General features: G+C 60.0%; 7 protein-coding genes. 4 read left to right on the top strand and 3 right to left on the bottom strand.

The window, feature by feature from the left end; genetic code table 11:
* The 3 genes from Q0S71_RS14305 to Q0S71_RS14315 all read right to left on the bottom strand — a co-directional run.
* Positions 1 to 200 (bottom strand): hypothetical protein (locus tag Q0S71_RS14305; RefSeq protein WP_295996783.1); only part of this gene is annotated, 200 nt, incomplete at its 3' end.
* An 11-nt stretch (positions 201 to 211) separates the two neighbouring features.
* Positions 212 to 550, bottom strand: a complete 339-nt coding sequence (locus tag Q0S71_RS14310) for a P-II family nitrogen regulator (RefSeq protein ID WP_010393464.1) — start codon at positions 548 to 550, stop codon at positions 212 to 214.
* An 11-nt stretch (positions 551 to 561) separates the two neighbouring features.
* The gene (locus Q0S71_RS14315; RefSeq protein ID WP_295996829.1) at positions 562 to 1323 is read right to left on the bottom strand and encodes a TorF family putative porin; all 762 of its coding nucleotides are present in this window, start codon (positions 1321 to 1323) and stop codon (positions 562 to 564) included.
* 258 nt (positions 1324 to 1581) lie between these two features.
* Between Q0S71_RS14315 and Q0S71_RS14320 the strand changes: the two genes are divergently transcribed.
* The 4 genes from Q0S71_RS14320 (at position 1582) to Q0S71_RS14335 (ending at position 4485) form a co-directional block, all read left to right on the top strand.
* Positions 1582 to 1827 carry an accessory factor UbiK family protein gene (locus Q0S71_RS14320; protein WP_295996834.1) on the top strand — a complete coding sequence of 82 codons (246 nt, stop codon included), beginning with the start codon at positions 1582 to 1584 and terminating at the stop codon, positions 1825 to 1827.
* 114 nt (positions 1828 to 1941) lie between these two features.
* Positions 1942 to 3453, top strand: a complete 1512-nt coding sequence (locus tag Q0S71_RS14325) for a YifB family Mg chelatase-like AAA ATPase (protein WP_295996837.1) — start codon at positions 1942 to 1944, stop codon at positions 3451 to 3453.
* 63 nt (positions 3454 to 3516) lie between these two features.
* Complete coding sequence (locus tag Q0S71_RS14330) at positions 3517 to 4014, top strand: hypothetical protein (RefSeq protein ID WP_295996840.1); 498 nt, start codon at positions 3517 to 3519, stop codon at positions 4012 to 4014.
* Positions 4015 to 4143: 129 nt separating this feature from the next.
* On the top strand, positions 4144 to 4485 hold the full coding sequence (locus Q0S71_RS14335; RefSeq protein ID WP_295996842.1) for a DUF1840 domain-containing protein: 342 nt from the start codon (positions 4144 to 4146) through the stop codon (positions 4483 to 4485).
* Positions 4486 to 4679: the final 194 nt, after the last annotated feature.

Genomic DNA, 4679 nt, shown 5'->3' on the forward strand with positions numbered 1-4679 from the left:
GCGGGCGCGGGAGCCGCGTCGGCGGCGGCGGCCGGCATCGCAGCGGCGGGCGCGGACGCGGCGGCGGACGCTATGGCGGGAGCGGGGACGGACGCCGCCGGCGCCGCCTTGGCCTCATCGGCCGCGTAGGAAGGCAGGGCAGCGCCGACGGCACACAGGACAGCGATCCCGGCTAGCCATTTTGTTCTATTTTTTTTCATCAATCTTCCCCTTAGAGTGCTTCGTTGCCGGTTTCGCCGGTACGGATACGGATGACTTGTTCCAGGTTGTACACAAAGATCTTGCCGTCGCCGATCTTGCCGGTGCGGGCGGCGCCCTCGATGGCTTCGATGGCCTGGTCGACGATGGCGTCGTCGACGGCGGCCTCGATTTTGGTCTTGGGCAGGAAATCGACCACGTATTCAGCGCCGCGATACAACTCGGTGTGGCCTTTTTGACGACCGAAACCTTTGACTTCGGTCACCGTGATGCCTTGCACGTTGATCGCTGACAGGGCCTCGCGGACCTCGTCGAGCTTGAACGGCTTAATAATGGCGGTAATCATTTTCATACAGGCCTCGCTTAGAAGGTTTTAGTGACTATCAGGACCGCGCCGGTTTTGGCGAGGTTTTTGCCGTCCGGCGCGACATAAGCGCTGGTATCGGCTTTAATGGCGGCCAGCGAAACGCTGACGATGCCGAAATCTTTGGTCACGCCGATCTTGTAGTCGCTATAGCTGGCCGAACCGGAATTCTTGATATTCTGGTGGCCGGCGTGCACATTGAGCGTATAGCCCTGGTAGACGTCGTAATTGAAATTGGCGTCCAGGTAACCGCTGTTTTTACTGTCGGCGAAACCGAAGGCATTGGTCAGCGATTGCGAATACTTCAAGGAAAACGGACCGGCCGTGAGTTGGCCGTACAATTCGAAGGTGTTCGCATTCGGGTGCAATCCGTTCGACGGATAAAAGTAATACAGGCCGCCGACGTCGTAGGAGATGTCTTTGGTGATGTCGCCGCGCTTGCCGGCGTATAAATCCCATTCGATGTTGTCATCGCCGCCGCCGTCGTTGATCCACTTAATGGTGGACAACCAGGTACCGGCATACACGCCGGTTGGATTGTTGATCCAGTCGGCGCCGCCCTGCAGGGCCGGGATCAACCGGGTCTGCGAGATGCCGCGAAAGCGATAGTCGCTGGCCACGGCGACGTTGTAACTGATTTCATTATCAGGCTTCACTTCAGCGGCGGGAGCATCCTCGGCCCTTGCCAAGCCCACCGTCAAAGTACCGAATACCACGGATAACGCTGCTACGATCGTCCAGTTCTGTACAAGGTTTCTCATGAAGATTTCCTTTAAGTTGAACTTAGATTGCTGTTGCGGTTTAAAATCTAGGCTAGATACTTCATTGGTTTCTTTAGCAGAATGCGTGCCAGCTAATATTGCATCTATGACAGCTGCAAAACAGACATCAGCCGGAGATAGCGATGATACGGCTGGGGAATTTGTTACATCCAGCCGTCGGAATGGGAATTCGCACCACTTTAAAGCCGAGGCGCACCGCAATGGTGCGATGCGCCGCCGGCTAAATCAAGGACTATCATGGACATGAACAATTTTTTCAACGAATTGCACGGCAAAATCAGCCAGGCCATCGAGAATTCGCCCGCCAAAGACATCGAAAAGAACGTCAAGTCGATGATGACGCAGGGCTTTTCCCGCCTCGACCTGGTCACGCGCGAGGAATTCGACATCCAGGCCCAGGTGCTGGCCAAGACCCGCGGCAAGCTCGAAGCGCTGGAAGCACGGCTGGCTGAACTCGAAGCGCGTTTGTCCACCGAAAAGTAAGTCCCGCGCCGGGCGCCCCTCGCGGCGCCCGGCCTCTTTGGCCGATCTCAAGGCCTGCCCGCTTCAAACCTCTACGATCTCAGGACACCGCCGCCGTTCCAACCAAGGAGCACGATGAGCCTCGCCGTCCTGAAAAGCCGCGCCCTAGCCGGCATGGAAGCGCCCGAGGTCAATGTCGAGGTGCATCTGGCCAATGGCCTGCCCGCGTTCGCCATCGTTGGCTTGCCAGAAACCGAGGTCAAGGAGGCCAAGGACCGGGTCCGCGCGGCGATACAAAATGGCGGTTTCGACTTCCCGGCCCAGCGCATCACCGTCAATCTGGCGCCGGCCGACCTGCCCAAGGAATCGGGCCGCTTCGACTTGCCGATCGCGCTGGGCATTTTGGCCGCGTCCCGGCAAATTCCCGCCTCGCGCCTGCCGCAATACGAATTCGCCGGCGAACTGTCGCTGTCGGGCGACTTGCGCCCGGTGCGCGGCGCCCTGGCGATGGCGTTCGCGATGCAGCGCAGCGGCGCCTCGCCCGCTTTCATCCTGCCCCAGGCCAATGCCGACGAAGCCGCGCTGGCCGGCAAAGTCCACATTTATCCGGCCGTGACGCTGCTGCAAGTGTGCGCCCACTTCGCCAGCGGCGAGGCGGCGTCGGCCCTGTCGCGCCACACGCCCCGGCTGCCGCAAGTCGTATCGGACTATCCCGATTTCGCCGAAGTCAAAGGCCAGCAGAGCGCCAAGCGGGCGCTGGAAGTGGCGGCCGCTGGCTCCCACAGCGTGCTGCTGCTGGGCCCACCTGGGGCCGGCAAGACCATGCTGGCGGTACGTCTGGCAGGTTTGTTGCCGCGGATGACGGACGATGAAGCGCTGGAGGCGGCCGCCGTGCAGTCGCTCAGCGGCCGTTTCAGCATCGACCAGTGGAAGCGCCGCCCCTTCCGGGCGCCACACCATACGGCTTCCGGCGTGGCGCTGGTCGGCGGCGGCAGCCAGCCCCGGCCGGGCGAGATTTCGCTCGCCCACTGCGGCATCCTGTTCCTCGACGAATTGGCCGAGTTCGACAGGCGGGTGCTGGAAGTATTACGCCAGCCGCTGGAATCGAGCCGCGTCACCATTTCGCGCGCGGCCCGCCAGGCGGATTTTCCGGCCCGCTTCCAGCTCGTCGCCGCAATGAACCCCTGTCCATGCGGCTATATGGGGCATGAATCGGGCCGCTGTCACTGTACCCTGGACAGTATATTCCGCTACCAAAACCGGATTTCAGGACCGTTGCTCGACCGCATAGACATGCAGATCCAGGTGAACGCCGTCACGCCCGAAGCCTTGAGCGCCGAGGCCGACGGCGAACTGTCCGCCACCATCGCCGCCCGCGTCGAGCTAGCGTATCAGCGGCAACTGGCGCGCCAGCAAAAAAGCAATCAGCTGCTGAGCACGGGCGAAATCGACCATCACTGCCGCCTCGACCGCACCGGAGCACGGCGGCTGCAACATGCGATGGTGCATTTCAACTGGTCGGCGCGCGCCTATCACCGGGTGCTGAAGGTGGCGCGCACCATCGCCGATCTGGAAGGCCTCGCCACCATCAACGCGGCACACGTGGGCGAAGCGGTGCAATACCGGCGCGCGCTGCTCGAACGCTAGGCGGTAATTGCCGGCACCGGTCCGCTGCTGCTACCATCTGACATGCAAAAAATAACTTACCCCATGCTGGCGGCGACGGTGCTGGCGGCCACGGCGCTATCGGCCTGCAGCCCGACCTTCGACTGGCGCGATTACCGCAGCAACGACGCGCCTTATACCGTGCTGTTCCCGGCCAAGCCGGTGCAGCAAACCCGCACCATCGATCTGGACGGGCAGCAAGTGAGCATGACGATGGCGGCGGCGGTAGTCGATGGCACGAGCTTTGCTGTAGGTAGTGCTGAGGTGGCGGACCCGGCCCACGCGCAAATCGCCGTGCTCGCCATGAAAACGGCGATGGTCAAGAATATAGGCGGCACGGTGACGCTGGACAAGGTGTCCGGCGGTCAACAAACGACCATCGCCATCGAAGCCAGGGGGAGCCAAAATGGCAAACCGATGCTGCTTGCCGGCCATTTTGTCGCCAAGGACAAGCGCATTTATCAAGTCATCGTCATGGCCCGTGGCAAGCAAGTTTCGCAAGACACGGTGGACACTTTCATCAGCTCTTTTAAGCTGAACTGAGGACGGGTAAACGGGGCGATGGCGCGGCTGATCCATCTGAACCTGGTCCTTATGTGCGTCACCGCGCCTGTGCAAATGGGCCAGTCGTGCTATCGTTTCACCACTAACAACAAGACTTAGAAAGCTTTTATGTTGATTACTTTTAAATCAAAGTCCTCGCCTGAGGTCCTGATGTTTCAGGAGCATGCCCAACGAATTCTCGATCTGCTGCATAAAAGCCCGACGCGCGGCGTCATCACGGCGGCCGAAGCGGCGGAAGCACTGTCGGTGCTGGAACAGGAAGTCGCCGCCACCAGGCAGCACCCGGAAGATGACGTCGAACACGACGCCCATGCCCACGAAAAAGAGGAAGGCGAATCGACCGAGCACGCACTGATGCAACGCGTCGGCTTCGCAGCCCGCGCCTTCCCGCTGCTGGAAATGTTGAAAACGGCGAAACAAGAAGGCGAAAGTATCATCTGGGGCATTTGATACCCGAGAATTCGAATAAAAAGCGCACTTCGGTGCGCTTTTTTACGTCTGAATATATTGAAATGTATGGACGAAAAAAAACCCCGACAGGATCACCTGAAGGGGTTTCTTAATATAACTAGCCTGACGATAACCTACTTTCACACTGGTTGCAGCACTATCATCGGCGCAAAGTTGTTTCACGGTCCTGTTCG

Source organism: Rugamonas sp. (genome assembly GCF_025354735.1).
Taxonomy (GTDB): Bacteria; Pseudomonadota; Gammaproteobacteria; order Burkholderiales; family Burkholderiaceae_D; genus Rugamonas.